This window comes from Streptomyces sp. B21-105 (assembly GCF_036898465.1).
GTDB lineage: Bacteria > Actinomycetota > Actinomycetes > Streptomycetales > Streptomycetaceae > Streptomyces.
In genome coordinates this window covers 6,909,953-6,927,751 of sequence record NZ_JARUMJ010000001.1, presented here as the reverse complement: position 1 = coordinate 6,927,751, position 17,799 = coordinate 6,909,953, and the positions used below count along the sequence as shown (strand labels likewise).

General features: G+C 72.0%; 8 protein-coding genes. All 8 read right to left on the bottom strand.

Annotated elements, in window-relative coordinates; genetic code table 11:
• Nucleotides 1-29 precede the first annotated feature (29 nt).
• Nucleotides 30-10,886: a non-ribosomal peptide synthetase gene (locus tag QA802_RS31385; RefSeq protein WP_334529688.1), complete on the bottom strand. Its 10,857-nt coding sequence runs from the start codon at nucleotides 10,884-10,886 to the stop codon at nucleotides 30-32.
• Nucleotides 10,883-11,578, bottom strand: coding sequence for an FMN-binding negative transcriptional regulator (locus tag QA802_RS31380; RefSeq protein WP_334529685.1), 696 nt, complete (start codon nucleotides 11,576-11,578; stop codon nucleotides 10,883-10,885). Before QA802_RS31380 ends, QA802_RS31385 begins: the two co-directional genes overlap by 4 nt.
• A gap of 1 nt (nucleotide 11,579) precedes the next feature.
• The gene (locus QA802_RS31375) at nucleotides 11,580-12,851 is read right to left on the bottom strand and encodes a lysine N(6)-hydroxylase/L-ornithine N(5)-oxygenase family protein (RefSeq protein WP_334529682.1); all 1,272 of its coding nucleotides are present in this window, start codon (nucleotides 12,849-12,851) and stop codon (nucleotides 11,580-11,582) included.
• A 53-nt stretch (nucleotides 12,852-12,904) separates the two neighbouring features.
• Nucleotides 12,905-13,738 (bottom strand): phenylalanine 4-monooxygenase, encoded by an 834-nt coding sequence (locus QA802_RS31370; protein ID WP_334529679.1) that lies wholly within the window; start codon nucleotides 13,736-13,738, stop codon nucleotides 12,905-12,907.
• A gap of 702 nt (nucleotides 13,739-14,440) precedes the next feature.
• The gene (locus QA802_RS31365) at nucleotides 14,441-14,941 is read right to left on the bottom strand and encodes a peptidylprolyl isomerase (RefSeq protein WP_334529677.1); all 501 of its coding nucleotides are present in this window, start codon (nucleotides 14,939-14,941) and stop codon (nucleotides 14,441-14,443) included.
• 357 nt (nucleotides 14,942-15,298) lie between these two features.
• Nucleotides 15,299-15,949 (bottom strand): thymidine kinase, encoded by a 651-nt coding sequence (locus QA802_RS31360; protein ID WP_334529675.1) that lies wholly within the window; start codon nucleotides 15,947-15,949, stop codon nucleotides 15,299-15,301.
• A gap of 55 nt (nucleotides 15,950-16,004) precedes the next feature.
• Nucleotides 16,005-17,195 (bottom strand): alkaline phosphatase family protein, encoded by a 1,191-nt coding sequence (locus QA802_RS31355; protein WP_334529672.1) that lies wholly within the window; start codon nucleotides 17,193-17,195, stop codon nucleotides 16,005-16,007.
• A complete protein-coding gene (locus QA802_RS31350; protein WP_107441529.1) occupies nucleotides 17,195-17,791 on the bottom strand; it encodes a DUF5998 family protein in 597 nt (198 codons plus the stop codon). The genes QA802_RS31355 and QA802_RS31350 overlap by 1 nt, the downstream gene beginning before the upstream one ends.
• Nucleotides 17,792-17,799: the final 8 nt, after the last annotated feature.

Sequence of the window (17,799 nt, the reverse complement as noted above, 5' to 3'; positions counted from 1 at the left end):
ACCGACCGGCCGGGGAGGCGTCCAGCGGTTCAGGCATGGGTGGTCCCCTCCAGCGGGTCCGAGATCGGGAGAGTGGAGACGGGCAGGGCGGGATCGGCGAGCGCGGCGGCCAGCAGCGCGGCCGTGTCCGTGAGCAGGCCGTCGACGGTGGCCTGGTCGAGTACGGCTGCGCGGTGCACCACGTGCCCGGTGAGGCCGCCTTCGGGGTCCTCGACGAGGTGCACTTCGAGGTTCCAGCGGGCGTACACGCGCTCGCCGGCGAACGGCTCGACGCGCACTCCGGGCAGGCGCAGCTCGCCCAGCTCGACGTTGACGAGCTGGAACACCACGTCCACCAGCGGCTGGTCCGGGGCGAGGCCAAGGCCCTCGGCGACCCGCTCCCACGGCAGCGCCTGGTGGGCGTAGGCGTCGACCGAGGTCGCGTGGACGCGGCCCAGCAGTTCGGCGAAGGTCGGGGCGCCCTCGAAGCCGACGCGCAGGGGTACGAAGTTGGCGAAGAAGCCGATCAGACCCTCCACCTCGGACCGGGTGCGGCCCGCCACGGGCGAGCCCACGGCGAGGTCGTCGGAGCCCGTGTGCCGGGCGAGCGTCGCGGTGAAGGCGGCGAGCAGGGTCATGTAGAGCGTGACCCCGTGCGCGGCGCCGACCCGCCGGGCCGCGTCGACCAGTTCGGCGGGAAGCCGCCACTCGGTCAGCACGCCGACGTCGTCACGAACCGGCCCGGTCCGGGCGCCGGGCAGCGCCAGGGGCCGGAGCCCGCGCAGCCGGTCGCGCCAGTGGTCGAGCTGCTCGTCGAGTACGGCGCCGGTCAGCCAGGAACGCTGCCAGACGGCGAAGTCGCCGTACTGTACGGGAAGTTCAGGCAGATCCGGCACGCGACCCGCACGAAGCGCCTCGTACGTCCGGGACAGCTCCGACCAGAGCACGCCCTGAGACCAGCCGTCCGTGGCGATGTGATGCACCGTCAGCAGCAGGACGTGGTCGTCGGCGGCGATCCGCAGCAGCGCCGGCCGGAGCACCGGGCCCCGGGCCAGGTCGAAGGGCCGGGCGGCCTCCTCGCCCGCGGCGGCGCGCGCGGCCTCCTCGTCCGGCACGTCCACGGCGACGAGTTCGACCTCGGCGGCGGGCAGCACGACCGTCGTGGGCTCGTCGCCCGGCACGAACACGGTACGCAGCACCTCGTGCCTGCGGACGACCTCGGTCACCGCCCGGCCGAGCAGCTCCACGTTCAGGTCGCCGCGGATCCGTACGGCCAACGGGATGGTCCACATCGCGTCGTCCGGGTCCGCCTCGTGCAGGCTCCACAGCTGGCGCTGGGTCAGCGAGAGCGGCAGCGGCCGGTCCCTGTCCACCGGCACCAGCGGCGGCACGGCCGAGCGCGGCGCGGTGGCCGCGACCTCGGCGAGCGCGCGCGGCGTGCGGTGGTGGAACAGTTCACGCAGGGACACCTCGACGCCCAGCACCTCGCGGATGCGGGCGACCGTGCGGGCCGCGACCAGCGAGTGCCCGCCCAGGGCGAAGAAGTCGTCGTCGACACCGACCCGTTCGGCCTCCAGGACCTCGCGGAAGATGCCGCAGAGGGCCTCCTCCTCGCGGCTGCCCGCCGCGGCGAAGTCCACGTCGAGGACGGTGCGCAGATCGGGCGCGGGCAGCGCACCGCGGTCGACCTTGCCGGTGGTGGTCAGCGGGAACGCGTCAAGCGCGACGAACGCCGACGGCACCATGTAGTCCGGTACGGCCTCGGCGAGGTGCGCGCGCAGCCGCGCGGGCAGGTCGCGGTCGGCTCCGGGGGCGGGCACGACGTAGCCGACGAGCCGCTTGACGCCCGGGGCGTCCTCACGGGCGACGACCACGGCGCGCGCCACGTCGGGATGGCGCAGCAGCACGGCCTCGACCTCGCCCAGCTCCACCCGGAAGCCACGGACCTTGACCTGGTGGTCGAGTCGGCCCAGGAACTCCAGACTGCCGTCCGGCCGCCAACGGCCGAGGTCGCCGGTGCGGTAGAGGCGGGAGCCGGGCGGCCCGAAGGGGTTCGGCACGAACTTCGCCGCGGTCAGTTCCGGCTTGCCGAGGTAGCCGAGCGCGAGGCCGGGCCCCGCGAAGCACAGCTCGCCCGCCACGCCCACGGGCACGGGCCGCAGCTCGCGGTCGAGCACGTACGCGCGGGAATTGTCGACCGGCCACCCGAGGTGAGCGGTGTCGGGCCAGTCGGCGACGGCGGCCGGCAGGGTGAAGGCGGTCACGACCTGGATCTCGGTCGAGCCGTAGTGGTTGTGGATGCGCAGCTCCGGCCGGGCGGCACAGAACTCCCGCAGCGCGGCGTCCAGCGTCAGCGGCTCGCCGGCCTGCGACATGTGCCGCAGGGAGGTCAGCCGGGCGCGGCCCGCGTTGGCCTCCTCGGCGAGCGCGCGGATCATCAGGTTCGGTACGAAGACCTGCTCGACGGCCCGCTCGTCCAGCCAGCGGGCGAAGCGTGCCGGGTCGCGGCGCACCTCGTCGGCGGGGATGACCAGCGTCTCGCCGTAGAGCAGCGCGGAGAGGACCTCCTGCACCGAGACGTCGAAGGTGAGGGCGGTGAACTGCGCGGTGCGCGTGCCGGGACCGCCGGGGACGGCCTTCTTCTGCCAGGCCAGCATGTTCACCACGCACCGCGCGGGCATGGCGATGCCCTTCGGGGTGCCGGTGGAGCCCGAGGTGTAGACGACGTACGCCGGCGAGTCGGGACCGGGGCCGGTGTCCGGCCCGGCGTCGACCGGGGCGTCCGGCTCGGTGTCGGTGTCGGTGTCGGTGTCGATGCCGGAGAGCGCGTCCAGCAGGACGAGCGCGGTGTCATGGGCGAACACGCCCGCGTGGGCCCGCTCGGTGACGGCCACGGCCACCCCTGCGTCGTCCACGATGAGCCGGACCCGCTCGGCCGGGTGGGTCGGGTCGATCGGCACGTACGCCGCGCCCGCCTTCAGGATGCCGACGAGCCCCACGATCATCGCGGTGCTCCGGCCCAGACAGAGCCCGACGAGGTCGTCCGGCCGCACCCCTCGGGCGCGCAGCCGCCGGGCGACCCGCTCGGCGGCGCGGCCCAGTTCGGCGTAGGTGAGCGTGTCGTCGCCGTACTCCACGGCGCGGGCGTCCGGCGTGCGGGCGACCTGTTCGTCGAAGAGCTCGGCGAGCGACGCGTCCCGGTACGGCACCGCCGTGTCGTTCCAGGCCTCCAGGAGCTGGTGGCGGTCGGAGTCGTCCAGGAGGGAGACCGTGGACAGCGGTGCGTCCGGGTCGGCGAGCGCGGCGCGCAGGACGACGGTCAGGTGGTGCAGCAGCCTGCGTACGGTCTCGGCCTCGAAGAGCGCCGTGGCGTGCAGGACCGTGCCGCTTACGCGGTCGCCGTCCTCGGCCAGGTGCACCTCCAGGTCGACACGGGTGAACGCGTGCTCGTCGAGCAGTGGTTCGAGCCGCGCCTCGCCGAGGCGGTCGCCCTTGTCGCCGGGCGCCCGCATGAGCTGGAAGACCACCTGCACCAGCGGGTTGCGGGAGAGGTCGCGCTCGGGTGCCAGCGCCTCCACGAGGTTCTCGAACGGCAGGTCCTGGTGCTCCATGGCGCCGACCGCCGACTCGCGCACCCGGCCGAGCAGTTCCCGGAACGTCGGGTCGCCGGACAGATCGGTCCGCAGCACCAGCATGTTGACGAAGAAGCCGATCAGCCGCTCCACCTCGGCGCGGGTGCGGCCCGCGACGGGCGTGCCGACGGCGACGTCCTCGGTGCCGGCGAAGCGCGCGAGGACGACGGAGAACGCGGCGAGCAGCGTCATGTAGAGCGTGGCGCCCTCGTCGTCGCCGAGCGCCCGCGCGGCGCGGACCAGGTCCTCGGGCAGCTCCCACGACTGGGAGGCGCCCGCCGAGGTGGCCAGGGCGGGACGCGGGTGGTCCAGCGGCAGTTCCAGCGGCCGTACCCCGGCGAGCCGGTCGCGCCAGTACTGCACATGCCGGTCGAGCACGGGACCGTCGAGGTGCGCGCGCTGCCAGACGGCGAAGTCTGCGTACTGCACGGCCAGTTCGGGCAGGACGGGCTCGCGCCCCTCGAGCACGGCGGTGTACGCCTCGGCCAGCTCGCCCCAGAAGACCGCGTGCGACCAGCCGTCGGTGACGGCGTGGTGCGCGGTGATCAGGACGGCGTGGTCCTGCGGCGCGAGCCGCAGCACGCGGGCGCGGAGCAGCGGGCCTCGCGCCAGGTCGAACGGCAGGGCGGCGTCCGCCGCGGCCAGCGCCAGCGCCTCGGCCTCGTCCGCCACCTCGGTGACGGCGACGGAGATCTCCCGGCCGTCCTGGACGACGGCGACCGGTGTGCCTCCCCCGTCGTCGGGGAACACCGTGCGCAGCGCCTCGTGCCGGGCGACGACGACCGACAGCGCGGAGCGGAAGGCGTCGACGTCGAAGGGTCCACGGGCGCGTACGCCCATCGCCACGTTCCAGAAGCCGCTGTCCGGGGTGAGCCGGTCGAGGAACCACAGCCGCTGCTGGGAGAAGGAGAGCGGCAGCGCTCCGTCGCGAGGGACGGGGCGGATCAGGTCCGCCTCGGCGGCGAGGTCGCCCACCGCCTCGGCCAGCCTGCGGGGTGTGCGCAGCTCGAACAGCGACTTGAGCGCGGTGTCGGGCCCGAAGCTGGCACGGATCTTCGCGATCGCCCGGGTGGCCAGGAGCGAGTGGCCGCCGAGGGCGAAGAAGTCGTCGTCGGCGCCGATCGGCTGCACCTCGAGGACCTCGGCGAAGATGTCGCAGAGTGCCCGCTCGGTCTCGGTGGTGGGCGGTGCGTACGCGGCCTCGGCGACGGAACGCGCGTCCGGCGCGGGCAGCGCCCTGCGGTCGATCTTTCCGGTGGTGGAGAGCGGGAACTCGTCGAGCACCACGAACGCCGACGGCACCATGTAGTCCGGCACGCCGCCGACCGCGTGGGCGCGGAGCTCGGGCAGCACGCCCCGGCCGCTGCCGGGCTCGAGCACCACATACGCCACCAGCCGCTTGTCGCCGGGGACGTCCTCGCGGACGGCGACGGTCACCTGCGACACGGCGGGGTGGCGCAGCAGCACGGCCTCGATCTCGCCCGGCTCCACCCGGAAGCCGCGGATCTTCACCTGCGCGTCGCCGCGGCCCAGGAACTCGAGGGCGCCGCCGGGCAGCCAGCGCACGACGTCGCCGGTGCGGTACATCCGCGCGCCGGCCGGGCCCCACGGGTCGGGCACGAACTTCTCGGCGGTCAGCTCGGGCATCCCCACGTAGCCGCGCGCCACGCGCGGCCCGGCGACGACCAGCTCACCCGCGACGCCCAGCGGTACCGGCCGCAGGTCGCCGTCGACGACGTACACACGGGTGTTGTCGATCGGCGCGCCGATCGGGACCCGGGAGCCCGCCAGGGTGAAGCCGGGTTCCATCGGGAACAGCGTGGCGAACGCGGTCGCCTCGGTCGGGCCGTAGGCGTCGACCACAGTCAGCTTCGGGTGGGCGGCCATGACGCGGGCGACGGTCTCGCCCGACACGGCCTCGCCGCCGGTCAGCACCTCGCGCAGGCCCTCGAAGCAGGGCAGGCACTCCTCGACGAGCAGGCTGAAGAGCGGCGCGGGCAGGCACATCGCGGTGACGCCGTGCTCGCGGATCAGCCGGTCGAAGGTCTGCGGCTCGACGTGCTCGTCGGCGGCGATGACGATCTGCTTGCCCGCCAGCAGGAACGGCCACAGCTCGTAGGTGGAGATGTCGGTGGCCAGCGGGTAGTGCAACAGCACCCGCTCGTGGTTGCCGTTGCGCCACCGGCGGTCGGCGGCAAGCACCACGATGTTGCCGTGCGTCACCGCGACGCCCTTGGGCTCGCCGCTCGATCCGGACGTGTAGATCACGTACGCCGTCGAGTCGCGGCCCGGGTCGATGCCGGGGTCCGTGTCGGGGGCGTCACCCGGGTGGGCCGCGTCGAGGACCGTCACGCCGGCGGCGCCGGGCACGGGCCGGTCGGCGATGACGACGCGCAGGCCGGACGTGGTCACGATCCGCTCGGTGCGGCCCGCGGGGTTGCGCGGGTCGAGCGGCACGTAGGCGCCGCCCGCCTTGAGCACGCCGAGCACGGCCGCGACCATGTCGACCGAGCGGCCGGTGGCCACGCCGACCGGTTCGTCCGGCGCGACGCCGTGCGCGAGCAGGACGTGCGCGAACCGGTTGGCGCGCCGGTCGAGTTCCGCGTACGTCACCCGCTGGTCGCCACACACCAGGGCCACGGCGTCGGGCGTACGGGCGACCTGCTCGGCGTAGAGCCGTGGCACGGAACCGTCCGGCAGCGGTGCGGCGGTGTCGTTCCACTCGACGAGCACGCGGTGCCGGTCTGCGTCGTCGAGCATCGTCGCGGCGGAGATCGGCCGGTCGGGGTCGGCGAGCACCTGGCCGAGGACCACGGTGACGTGGTGCATGAGCTGGCGGACGGTGTCGGCGTCGAACAGGTCGGCCGCGTAGAGCACGGTCGCGGTGACGTCGTCGCCGACCTCGACGGCGTGCACTTCGAGGTCCATCCGGGTGTACGCGTGGTCGAGGTCGAAGTGCTCGACCTCGGCGTCCGACCACGACGGCCACCCCGGTGCACCGGTGAGCAGCTGGAACGCCACCTGCACCAAGGGGTTGCGCGAGAGGTCGCGCTCCGGGCGCAGCCGCTCCACCAGGTGCTCGAACGGCACGTCCTGGTGCTCGACGGCGCTGACGGCCACCTCCCGTACGCGGCCCAGGAGTTCCCGGAACGTCGGGTCGCCCGAGGTGTCCGTGCGTACCACGACGACGTTGACGAAGAAGCCGATCAGCGCCTCGACCTCGGCGTGCGTGCGGCCCGCCGTGGGCGAGCCCACGGCCACGTCGTCGGTCTGCGCGTAGCGGGACAGCACGACGTCGAACGCGGCCAGGAGGACCATGTACAGCGTTGCGCCCTCCTGAGCGGCGACGGCGCGGGCGGCGCGGACCAGTTCGGCGGGGACGGCCCACGGAAGGGCGCCCGCCCGGCCGGAGGCGACGGCGGGGCGCGCCCTGTCGAGCGGCAGCTCCAGCGGAGCGAGGTCGGCCAGCCGCTCCGTCCAGTGCTCGGCGCGCCGCTCCAGGACGTCTCCGGAGAGCCAGGACCGCTGCCACACGGCGAAGTCGGCGTACTGCACGGGCAGGTCCGCCGACGCGGTACCGGAGTACGCGGCGGCCACCTCCGCCCACAGCAGCGCCTGGGACCAGCCGTCGGTCGCCACGTGGTGCACGGCGACGACGAGCACGTGGTCGACCGGGCCGAGGCGCAGCAGGGTGGCGCGCAGCAGCGGGCCTCGGGCCAGGTCGAAGCCGGTGGAGAGCTCGTCGGAGGCCGCCGCGCGCGCGGCGTCGACACCCTCCACCTCGATCAGGGGCAGCGGGACGGCGGTGGGAGGAGCGATGACCGCGACGGGGACGCCGTCCTCGATGGCGAAGGCCGTCCGCAGCGCTTCGTGCCGGGCGACGACGGCCGTCAGGGCCGCCGCCAGCCGCTCCGGGTCGATGACGCCGCGCACCCGCACGGCCCCGCCGGAGGTGTAGGACGCGCTGCCCGGGGTGAGTTGGTCGAGGAACCACAGACGCTGCTGCCCGAACGACAGCGGCAGCGGGCCACCGCGCTCCACCGGTACCAGCGGCGGCGCGGTGCCGGCCGCCGCCGCTGCCACGACGGAGGCCAGCGTGCGGGGCGTGCGCCGCTCGAACAGGTTCCGCAGGGACACCTCGGCCCCGAGCGCGCCCGCGATGCGGGCGATGACGCGCGTCGCGAGCAGCGAGTGCCCGCCGCGTACGAAGAAGTCGTCCTCGACACCGACCTCCGCGACGCCCAGCACCTCGGCGAAGATGTCGCACAGCGCCCGCTCGGTCTCGGTGCGCGGCGCGACGTCACCCGCGCCCGTCTCCTCCTCGGGGGCGGGCAGCGCGGCGCGGTCGACCTTGCCGGTCGCGGCGAGCGGCAGCGTGTCGAGCAGGACGTACGCCGACGGCACCAGGTAGTCCGGCAGGGCGGCCGAGGCGTGCGTGCGCAGCTCGGCGACGTCGAGCTCGGCTCCGGCGCGCGGGACGGCGTAGGCGACGAGCCGCTTGCCCGCCGCACCGTCCTCCCGTACGACGACGGCGACACGCGCGACGGCGGGGTGCCCGGCGAGTGCGGCCTCGACCTCGCCCGGCTCCACGCGGAAGCCCCGCAGCTTCACCTGACCGTCGGCGCGGCCGAGGAACTCCAGCACGCCGCCGGGGCGGCGGCGCACCACGTCGCCCGTGCGGTACATGCGTGTGCCGGGCGGCCCGAACGGGTCGGGCAGGAAGCGTTCCGCGGTGGCCGCGGGGTCACCCACGTAACCGCGCGCGAGGCCCACGCCGGCGACGTACAGCTCACCGGGCACGCCGAAGGGCACCGGCCGCAGGTGGTCGTCGAGGACGTGGGCGCGGGTGTTGTCGAGCGGGGTGCCGATGGGCACGCGGCCGGCCGGCGAGGGCTCCCCCGGCGCGATGGCGTGCACGGTGGCGAACGTCGTGGTCTCGGTGGGGCCGTAACCGTTGAGCACCGTGAGGCCGGGGTGGGCGGCGCGCACGCGGGCCACGGTCGCGGGCTGCACGGCGTCGCCGCCGGCTATGACCGTGCGGAGGCCCGCGAGGCAGGCCACGTCCTCCTCGGCGACCAGGTCGAACAGGCCCGAGGTCAGCCAGAGCGCGGTGACGCCGTGTTCGGCGGTGGCGCGCGCGATCGCCCTCGGCCCGATCGCTCCGGGCGGGGCGACGACCACGCGGCGGCCCGACAGCAGGGGCGACCACAGTTCGTAGGTCGAGGCGTCGAAGGCGTGCGGCGAGTGCAGCAGGACGCGCTCGTGCGCTCCGTCGGCCCAGCGCCGGTCCAGGGCCAGGGCGGCCACGGCGCGGTGCGTCACGACGACGCCCTTGGGCGTACCGGTGGAACCCGAGGTGGACATCACGTACGCCAGGCCGTCGGGGTGCGCGACCGTGCCGGGCGCGGTGTCCGGGACGTCGGGCGGGTCGACCCGAAGGTCCACCACGGGCAGGTCCTCGGCGCCGGGGACCGCCTCGTCGCGGTCGGTCAGCAGCAATGTCGCGCCGGTGGCGGTGAGGACGGCTCGGGTGCGCCCCGCCGGGTTGCGGTCGTCCAGCGGCAGGTACGCGCCGCCCGCCTTGAGTACGGCGAGGACGGCGACCACCAGGCGCGCGGACCGCCGCGCCGCCAGCGCGACGACGTGTTCCGCTTTGACGCCGCGGTCCTTGAGGACGTGCGCGAGCCGGTTGGCGGCCCGGTCGAGTGCGGCGTACGTCCACAGGTCGGCTCCGTCGGCCACCGCCACGGCGTCCGGCGTCCGCCCGGCCTGCGCGGCGAACAGCTCCGGCAGTGCGGCCTCGGGCAGCGGCACGGTCGCGCCGTGCGCGGCCGCGAGCAGCGCGGCCCGCTCGTCGGCGTCCGTCATCGGCAGCCGGGACAGCGGCGCGTCCGGGGCTTCGGACGCCGCGCGCAGGACCGACGTCAGATGCCGGGCCAGCCCTTCGACCGTCTCGGCGTCGAAAAGTGCCCGACTGTAGTTGGCCAGGCCGCCCACCCCGCCGTCGGCGTCCTCGCCGAGGTAGACCTCCAGGTCCATCCGTGTGAAGGCGCGGTCGCCCTGGAACGGCTCGGTGGTAGTGCCGGGGAAGGGCGCAAGGCCCGACGTCGCCCTCGGCACGACCTGGAACACGACCTGGGCCAGCGGATTGCGCGACAGATCACGCTCGGGGACCAGCTTCTCCACCAGGTACTCGAACGGCACGTCCTGATGCGCCATCGCGTCCACGGACGCGGTACGCACGCGGTCGACCAGTTCGCGGAATGTCGGGTCGCCGGACAGGTCGGTGCGCGTCACGACGGTGTTGACGAAGAACCCGATCAGGCCCTCGACCTCGGACAGCGGCCGGCCGGCGACGGGTTGTGCCACCGCGACGTCCTCGGTGCGGGCGTGCCGCGCGAGCACGATGCTGAAGGCTGCCAGCAGGGTCATGTGCAGGGTCGCGCCCTGCTGCTCCCCCACGGCTCGGGCGGCCGCGACCACGTCCGCGGGCAGCCGCCACATGACGACCCCGCCCTCGGCCGACGCCACCGCGGGGCGCGGCCGGTCCAACGGCAGCTCGAGGGGGGTGAGGCCGGCGAGGCTCTCCCGCCAGAACGCCAGGCGCCGAACCAGCTCGGCAGGTGGCAGCATGCGGCGCTGCCACGCGGCGAAGTCGGCGTACTGCACGCTCAGTTCGGGCAGCTGTGGTTCCCGGCCGTCGGCCAGCGCGGTGTACGCGGCGATCAGCTCGGCCCACAGCACGCCGTGCGACCAGCCATCGGTCGCGATGTGATGCACCGTCAGCAGCAGTACGTGATCGTCCTCGGCCAGCCGCAGCAGACGGGTGCGCAGCAACGGGCCATGGCGCAGGTCGAAGGGACGTGCGGCTTCCTCACCCGCCAGTCGCTCCGCGTCGACCTCGTCGGCGACGTCGACCACGGGCACCGGCACCGGCACGGCGGGCAGTACGACGGCGGACGGCACACCGCCGTCGTCGGAGAAGACGGTGCGCAGCGTGTCGTGCCGCGCCACGATCCGGCTCAGCGCCCGGCCGAGCACCTCGGTGCGCAAGGGGCCGCGCACGCGTACGGCGGATCCGAAGTTGTAGAACGCGCTGCCCGGCATGAGTCGGTCGAGGAACCACAGCCGTTGTTGTGCGAACGACAACTCCAGCGGCCGGTCCCGCGACACGGGCGTGATGCCTGTGGACGCCGCGCCCGCCTTCGCCGTGCGCTCCTTCAGCCTGCTCAGCGCCGAGTGCAGACCCGGCCGCCTCCCCGCGCTGCCGGTCATATGAGCGCCTCGGGCTCTTCGCCCGGGCCGACGATGCCCCGGGACCGCATCAGTGCGGCGAGGTTTTGGTGGGTCCCCGACTCGCTGCCCTCGAAGTCCTCGACGATCCTCCGCCGCATCGGCGCCGGCTTCTCCTGGCTGAGCTTGAACATCGTCTGTACCGACTCCACCTGTAGCTCGAAGGCACCCACACCGGGCGCGATCCTGCGGAAGTAGTCCACGGAGGACTCCTGGTCCCACCCCTGCCCGAAGTCGGCTTCCAGCCGTCGTGCGGTGTCCCGCACGATCTCCAGCACCTCTGCGGGGTCGACGACGGGGCGCAGGGAACCCACGATGTGCACCGCGGTGAAGTCCCATGTGGGCGCCGCCGGGGTGACCCCGTACACCGTCGGTGACACATAGCCGTGCGGGCCCTGGCACACCACCAGCGCCCGGTCGCCCTCTCGCATCGCGGTCCACTGCGGGTTGCGTATGTCTATGTGACCGACCAGCGTCGCACCGACCAAGGAAGTCCCGTCTTCCGCGACGGTCTCCTCGTCGGCGCCGTCGGGCCCGTGACGGAACAGCACCGGCGCGTGCGTGCCCAACGGGGCCGTCTCCCCCGACGTCACCACCAGAGCCAACGGGTTGGCCTTCAGCAAGGCCAGAACCGGACCGCTGCGGTTGTCGGAGTACTGCGGACGCTCGAACATGTCAGTTCCAGTTCTCTGCAGCCCGCTCCCGCGCCCGCCGGTCGCCCGCCAGCGACTCCGCGATCTCGCCCGCGCGGACCGCGGTCATCGAAAGAAGGGTCGAGGCGATACCGTGCGTCGCCTCGGTAGCGCCCTGCACGTAGATGCCGCAACGGAAATCAGCGGTGGTGCGGAGCCGGTAGTCACGGCCGATCAGCAGCTCCCCCGTCTCATCGCGGCACAGCGAACCCGCGATACCGCCGAGCAGCTCCGCGGGGTCGGGCGAGGTGTACCCCGTGGCGTAGATGAGCAGATCGGCTTCGAGATCGGTGACCTCGTCCGTGGGCAGGAATCGCACGCGCACCGCCACACTGTCCGCACGCGGGTCGACGGAGTCGATCCGGGAAGTGTGCATGACCCGCAGTCGCGGCTCGCCCGTCACCCTCTGTTCGTACTGCCGGCGGTACAGGCCATCGAGTACCTGCCCGTCGACCGCCGCGTAGTTGGTGGTGCCGTGGTAGCGCAGCAACGACTGCTTCACCGCCGACGGAGCGTTGTAGAAGTCGTCCACCGCGGCCGGGTCGAAGACCCGGTTGGCGAAGGGGCTGGCGTCGGCGATGCTGTAGCCGTAGCGGGTGAACACCGCACACACCTCGGCCGCCGGGTAACGGTCCATCAGGTGAGAGGCGATCTCGGCAGCGCTCTGCCCCGCACCGACCACCACGACCCGCTTCGGAGCCCGTTCGTCGAACTCGGGCAGTCGGTGCAGCAGTTGAGAACTGTGCCAGACGCGCTCTCCGGTCTCGACACCCTCAGGCAGGCGCGGACGCAGGCCCTGTGCGATGACCAGGTTCCTGGCCCGTGCGGCCACCCGGTCACCTGCCAGTACGTCCAGCGCGACGACCGCACCGTCCGCCGTCACCGGCCGGACATCCGTGACCTCGGTCCTGTACTCGACCATGTGGCGCACCCGGTCGGCGGCCCAGTTGAGATAGTCGTGGAACTCGGACCGCGAGGGTGTCAGCACGGCGTGATTGATGAAATCCACCAGCCGGCCCTTCTCCTGCAAGTAGGAGAGGAAGCCGAAGTCACTCACCGGGTTCCGCATCGTGGCGATGTCCTTGAGAAAGGACACCTGCATCGAGGCGCCTTCCATGAGCATGCCTCTATGCCAACCGAAATTCTGCTGCTTTTCCAGGAAAAGCGCCCCCGCCGATCGACCGGTTTCGTGCAGTGCGGCGGCCAGGGCAAGATTCGCGGCACCGAACCCGATTCCTGCGACGTCCAGCACCACTGGCTTCACCGGGCGGACGCTCTCCAGGGCGTCTCCTTCAACCGCTGTACCGGTCATTTCGCAGCCTCCAGAAGCCGGTCGATGGACGCGTCATCGCAGGATTCCCAGAACCCGCCGGCCACATCCTCCAGATGCGCCAGGGAGCGGGCACTGTAAAGGGTCTCCTGATACCGGGTGATGTCGTAGCCGGTACCGACCATGTCGGCGATGGTCAGCCTTCGGATCTCGGCGGAGCGGAACTGGTCCAGCTCGCCGTAGGACGACACGATGCTGGCGCCATAAGCGCGCGGCCCGTCGGGCGCATCAAGGAGGCCGCACTCGATGGTGAACCAGAAGACTTTGGAAATGAATTGCACCGCAGCTTCGGTTTCCACTCGCCGCACTGCCTCGCCCGCCAGCCTGTACAGGTTGGCGAACCGGCTGTCGGCCAAGGCACTGCCGTGCCCGATGACCTCGTGCAAGACGTCCGGTTCGGCCGAGTAGAACGGCGTCACGCCGTCGCGAATGTACTGCGTGGAATGGAAATAACCGTCAGCCAGGGAGCCGCAGAAACGATGGAAGGGAACCACGCCCGCAGCAGGCTGCAGCCGGAAGCCGGTCAGCCCGTTCAGTCGGTCGGCAACACCCTGCAGCTGCGGAATTTCTTCAACACCCACACCGAGCTGTTCGGCCGCTTCGAGAAATTCGGGTGCTGCGTGGGACCGGTGCCGCTCCCGCAGTCGTTCGGCCACTAATCGCCACACGGCGTGCTCGGCATCGGTGTACTCCACCTCGGGGATGACATCCCCGCGCACGTAAGCAGTCGCGAGAGCCGCGATCTCGTCACGACGCCGCCGATAAGCAGAGTCCCCTGTCGGTGTGCTGATTAACCGCTCATGCCCGTCCACAACGAATCCCAAAGACGTCGCTAACAAAACAGACCGCCTGGGAAAACTCCTGAACCAACACGAACGCTTTCAGAAGATTCCCCCGTGATCTTCAACCTACACCAGCACACTATGGCCTGCAAGGCCATATGTTCGTTAGCGGTAGCTAGGCATCTGCTTGGGGCCTTGGGGTCATCCTCATAACTTTCGCTCTGATCGATTAATTCGAGACGTTGACCCCAATGGGGAGTTAACTCGCATCATGATCGCCTATGCGGCTTTTGCTCAGGCCGACACGGAGCCTCGCCCAGGCCGACACGGAGCCTCGCTCAGGTCTGATTCAGGTCCTGCGGGTTCCCGCCGGCCGTGACCGTCTCCGCGGCGGCAGTGGCGGCCGGCGCCCTGCCCCTCGTCCGGCAGCCGCAACCGGGCGACCGCGTGATGCACCGCTCGTGTGATCACCGTGGCCGAGTGCCGCGGGTCGGGCGAGCAGGCGTCGGGTCCGCCGTTCTCCGCCCGGTCGATGGGCGAAGTGATCCGCTTCTCCGTCCGCCCCGACCTCCGCGATCACCACCTGCGCCAGGACCAGGCTGATGCCGGGACTCGTGGCCGGAGAGCCTGGCCTGGCACTGCAGCGGCTGCAGTTGACGGGACGTCGGGCCGGCCCGCTTGAGCAATCCGGGTGTCCGCCGGCGTCAGGCCGGCGAACCTTCGGTCACGGCCTCACTGCTCGACCTTGGCACTGATGATGACCACGGACTCCACCGGAACGTCCTGGAAGCCGTTGCGGCGGCCGGTCGGGACTGCGGCGACCCTGTCCACCACTTCGAAGCCCTCGACGACCTTGCCGAACACCGCGTATCCCCACCCCTGCGGGGAAGGGGCGGTGTGGTCGAGGAAGCCGTTGTCTGCCGTGTTGATGAAGAACTGCGCCGACGCCGAGTGCGGGTCGGAGGTACGGGCCATGGCCACGGCGTAGTGGGTGTTGCGCAGACCGTTGCGCGCCTCGTTCTCGATCGGGGCGCGGGTCGGCTTCTGCGACATGCCCTCGACGAAGCCGCCACCCTGGATCATGAAGGTCTGGATGACTCGGTGAAAGATGGTCTGGTCGTAGTGCCCGTCATTGACATAGGCCAAGAAGTTTTCGACCGTCTTCGGCGCCTTCTCGGCGTCGAGCGCGAGTGTAATCGTCCCAAAGTTGGTGGTGAGCACGACCTGAGTCATATGGGCCTACTTCCGTGAGCGATCAAGAAAACGCATTCACCCTATATGATCTGCGCCGGCCGGCTCCGCTTGCCGCTGTCGGAGCTGATGCAGGGTCCGACAGCCTCGCGATCTCTCTCAAGTCGCCCTTCCGGGGCGCAGTGCGCCGCCCACGACTGCGCCAACCCACGCAGACCCCGCCCACGATGCTGCGTGCCGGTGTCCCGCGGAGGCTTGACGGTCCTTGAGATTCCACGAACCGAGAACCCTGACGCCCGGAGCCGTTACCTCGCCGTCGTCTTCACGCCGCGGCCGGCCTCAGAACTCCGTCGCGCCGTCGATGAGCCCCTTGCCACCACGCCCGTCGCCGAAGCCGACTCAGCCCGAGGCGACCGGCAGCACGTCGGGAGACAGGGCAGCCGCCCGAGCCACGTCACTCGTCATCCGCTTACGGTGGTGGCGCCGACACAGCACCTCGTACCCCACGTCCTCCGCCGGCCGGTGCACGTCTCCGACCACGACCTGCTCGCCCTCGACCACCATCTCCCCGCCCACCGTCCGCGCATTGTGCGTCGCCCGGGCACCGCACCAGCACATCGCCTCGACCTGCAGCGTCGCCAGCCGGTCGGCCAGCTCGATCAGCCGCTGGGAGCCGGGGAAGAGCCGGGTTCGGAAGTCGGTGGTGATACCGAACGCGAACACGTCCAGATTCAGGTCGTCGACGATGCGGGCCAGCTGGTCGACCTGCTCCGGCGCGAGGAACTGCGCCTCGTCCACGATCACGTAGTCGACTTTGCCGCCCCGCGACAACTGCGCCACCACATAGCCGTAGAGATCCCGGCCCGGGCCCGCCTCCACCGCCTCGGTCACCAGCCCCAGCCGAGACGACAGCTTCCCCTCCCCCGCTCGGTCGTCCCGTGTGAAGATCACACCCTGAAGCCCTCTGGCCGACCGGTTGTGGCCGATTTGCAGCGCCAAAGTCGACTTCCCGCAGTCCATGGTTCCGGAGAAGAACACCAGCTCGGGCATGGGGAGTTGGACGCCTTTCGGTGAAGTGCGGCGGAACAGGGGCGGTTCTGGAGTTTCAGGAGCGTACTTCGAGCAGGGGGACCAGCTGCTCGGCAGGGGTCATGGAACCGTGGTTGCCGACCATCGACGACTCCTTGGGCTCCCTCTCGGAGGCGATGAGCAGGACGTCGTCCCGGGCGGCCGCGATCACGTCGCCGAGGCGGGCGTGCACCCGCTCGTCGATCCGCGGACCGAACCAGCCCGCGTCGATCGCCTCCTCCCGGGAGGCCACCCAGAACTGCTCGCCGAGCACCTCGCGCCAGCAGGTCAGGACGTCGCCTGCGGCGCCCGGCACGGCGTAGACATGGCGGGCGCGGCCCTCACCGCCGAGCAGGGCGACGCCGGCGCTCAGCTCCCAGTCCGCGTCGAAGTCGATCCGGTGCTCCTCGTCGAAGGGCACGTCGATCATGCCGTGGTCGGCGGTGACGTAGAGCGCGCTGCGCGGCGGGAGCTGCTCGGCCAGACGCTGCACCAGCCGGTCGACGTACATGAGCTGACCGCGCCAGGTGTCGGAGGCGACGCCGTAGCGGTGCCCGGCGCCGTCCAGTTCGGCGTAGTAGGTGTAGACGAGGGAGCGGTCGCCGGCGGCGAGCTGCTGGGCGGCGCAGTCCATGCGCTCCTCGCCGGTGAGCCGCCCGTGAAACGTTCCGCCGCTGAGCGCGACCTTGGTCAGCGGGGTGTTCTGGAACGCGGGGGACGACACCTGGGCGGCGTGCACGCCCGCCTTGTGGGCGAGCTGGAAGACCGTGGGATAGGGCTGCCAGACGCCCGGAGCGGTCCACGGCTGCCAGCGCAGTTGGTTCATCAGCTCGCCGGTGGCGGGGTTGCGCACGGTGTAGCCGGGCAGGCCGTGCGCACCCGGCGGGAGGCCGGTGCCGACGGAGGCGAGGGAGGTCGCGGTGGTCGCCGGATAGCCGGCGGTGAGCGGGCGTCCGGTGCCCCCGCGCGAGCTGCCGAGAAGCGCGTGCAGGTAGGGCGCCTCGTCGGGGTGGGCCTTGATCTGCTCCCAGCCGAGGCCGTCGATCAGGAAGACGCAGTTACGGTCGGCCGGCGTCAGTTCGGGGATCGCCGCGGTCGTGCCGGGCACGCCCAGGCCCGCCGCCAGCGTGGGGAGCAGGTCGGCGAGGGAGCCGGAGCCGTATGCGGGGACGGGCGCGGAGGCGACGGCGAGCGGTTCGGGGAAGTCCCAGGAGGCCTGCTGCGTCATCAGCGGGGGACGTCCGCTGTCGCCTCGGAGAGCGCCTGCGCGAAGGCGAGCGCCTGGCGCACCGTCTCCGGGCCGTCTCCGGCCTCGCTGACGCGCAGGCTGAGGTCGTCCGCCGTCGAGTTGCCGGTGTAGCCGTGGTCGGCGTCGCAGTTGGGGTCGCCGCAGGCGGCCGGCTCCAGGTCGATGCGGGAGACGGCGCCCCAGCCGATGGTCAGCACCACCTCGCGCGGCAGGGTGCCCGGCGTGTACGACTCCGGGTTGGCGACCACGCGGCTGACGACGACCGACGAGATCCGGCCGAGCTTCACGGACTCCGTGGACGTCGTGGCGTACGGCGTCGGGGAGGTGGTGTCGGCGGCCTGCTCGTCGGTGTGGCTGACGATGAAGCGATTGCCGGTGAGCACCAGCACCGTCACATGCCGGCGCACCTCGTTCTGGTCGAACGTGGTCTCCTGGTGAACCAGGTACGACCGGATCGGATCGCCGCCGACGGCGGCCTCCACCGCCTCGGCCACGAGGGCCGGGTAGTAGCCGCTGCGCTCGATCGCCGCGCGCAGCCCCTGGGTCGTCGTACTGGTCTTGGCCATGGGGTCCATCCTACGGG

Bases quoted from the DNA above. Each gene is read 5' to 3' on its own strand.
- QA802_RS31350 (WP_107441529.1), bottom strand. From the start codon at position 17,791: ATGGACCCCATGGCCAAGACCAGTACGACGACCCAGGGGCTGCGCGCG.
- QA802_RS31360 (WP_334529675.1), bottom strand. From the start codon at position 15,949: ATGCCCGAGCTGGTGTTCTTCTCCGGAACCATGGACTGCGGGAAGTCG.
- QA802_RS31355 (WP_334529672.1), bottom strand. From the start codon at position 17,195: ATGACGCAGCAGGCCTCCTGGGACTTCCCCGAACCGCTCGCCGTCGCC.
- QA802_RS31385 (WP_334529688.1), bottom strand. From the start codon at position 10,886: ATGACCGGCAGCGCGGGGAGGCGGCCGGGTCTGCACTCGGCGCTGAGC.
- QA802_RS31380 (WP_334529685.1), bottom strand. From the start codon at position 11,578: ATGTTCGAGCGTCCGCAGTACTCCGACAACCGCAGCGGTCCGGTTCTG.
- QA802_RS31365 (WP_334529677.1), bottom strand. From the start codon at position 14,941: ATGACTCAGGTCGTGCTCACCACCAACTTTGGGACGATTACACTCGCG.